The sequence below is a fragment of the Amycolatopsis sp. La24 genome (genome assembly GCF_029087445.1).
Lineage (GTDB): Bacteria > Actinomycetota > Actinomycetes > Mycobacteriales > Pseudonocardiaceae > Amycolatopsis > Amycolatopsis nivea.
In genome coordinates this window covers 1-1,360 of record NZ_JARACH010000144.1, presented here as the reverse complement: position 1 = coordinate 1,360, position 1,360 = coordinate 1, and the positions used below count along the sequence as shown (strand labels likewise).

The following is a 1,360-nucleotide window of genomic DNA, read 5'->3' as shown; positions in this document are numbered from 1 at the left end:
GTCGGACGGGAAGCTGCCGCCGCATGTGGTGGCGTATTTGACGATGGCGTTGTGCCTGTTTCCCGGTGACGACTACGAAGAGGTCGCGACCAAGGTCACGGGGTCGTTGTCGCGGTTCGGGTGCTGGGACGCGTCGTGGACGGTCCCGACGGCGAGCGGGATCACCCAGGCCCGCAAACGCCTGGGGCCTGCGGTGATGGCCGAGGTGTTCGAGGGCGTGGCGCAGGCGGTGGCGACCTCGGACACGCGCGGGGCGTGGTTGCGGGGCCGGCGGCTGGTGGCGATCGACGGGTTCGAGGTCGATCTGCCCGACACCCCGGGCAACGCGGCCGAGTTCGGGTACGCGGGGTCGGGCAGGCACCGGTCGGCGTTCCCGAAAGCGCGGGTGGTGGCGCTGGCCGAGTGCGGCACCCACGCGTTCCTCGCCGCGCGGGTCGGCGCCTACGGGACCGGGGAGCAGACCCTGGCCCAGCGGCTCTACCCGCGCCTGCGTGAGGACGAACTGCTGACCGCGGACCGCAACTTCTACAGCTGGGACGCCTGGGATGCCGCCGCGCGCACGGGCGCGGCGTTGTTGTGGCGGGCGCCGGGCCGGCTCGCGCTGCCGGTCGCCCGGGTGCTGCCCGACGGGACCTACCTGACCGTCCTGGTCAACCCGAAAGTCCGCGGTGCCGGCCGCCGCGAGCGGATCCTCGCCGCCGCCGAAGCCGGGCACGAGATCCGCCCCGAGGAGGCGCACCTGGCCCGGGTCGTGGAATACGACGTCCCGGATCGGGAAGGCAACGGCACCGGAGAACTGATCGTGCTGCTGTCCACGATTACCGACCCCGCCGACGCGGCCGCCGGCAACCTCGCCGAGGCCTACCACGAGCGGTGGGAGCAGGAAACCGCGAACGACCAGCTCAAAACCCACCTCCGCGGACCAGGGAAAATTCTGCGGTCGAGGCTGCCGGAACTGGTGCACCAGGAAATCTGGGCCTGGCTGACCGTGCACTACGCACTGAGCGTGCTCAGCGCCCGCGCGGCCGAGGCCGCCGACCTCGACCCCGACGGGATCAGCTACAGCCACCTCCTGCGCACCGCCCGCCGCACCGCCACCGGAACGGCGGGCTTTTCCCCCTCAGGACTGGACTGACGCCCTGCCCGCCATCCTGGCCGAGATCACCCGACGCCCCCTCCCGCCACGACGACACCGAACCTGCCCACGCGCAGTGAAACGCCTGCGCCACAACGCCTACCGGGTCAAGAAACGCACCGAACCCGCCAGCACCCGCCACCCCGGCCCACCCGCCATCAGACTCCGCAAACTCACCCCAGCAGCATGATCAAACTAAGCTACGCGGCATTGGGTTCTAACCGG

The 1,360-nt window shown here is 71.2% G+C and carries 1 protein-coding gene; it reads left to right on the top strand.

What is annotated here, in order from left to right:
* On the top strand, positions 1-1,135 hold a 1,135-nt coding region (locus PUT80_RS46200), incomplete at its 5' end, for an IS4 family transposase (RefSeq protein WP_275295921.1).
* Positions 1,136-1,360: the final 225 nt, after the last annotated feature.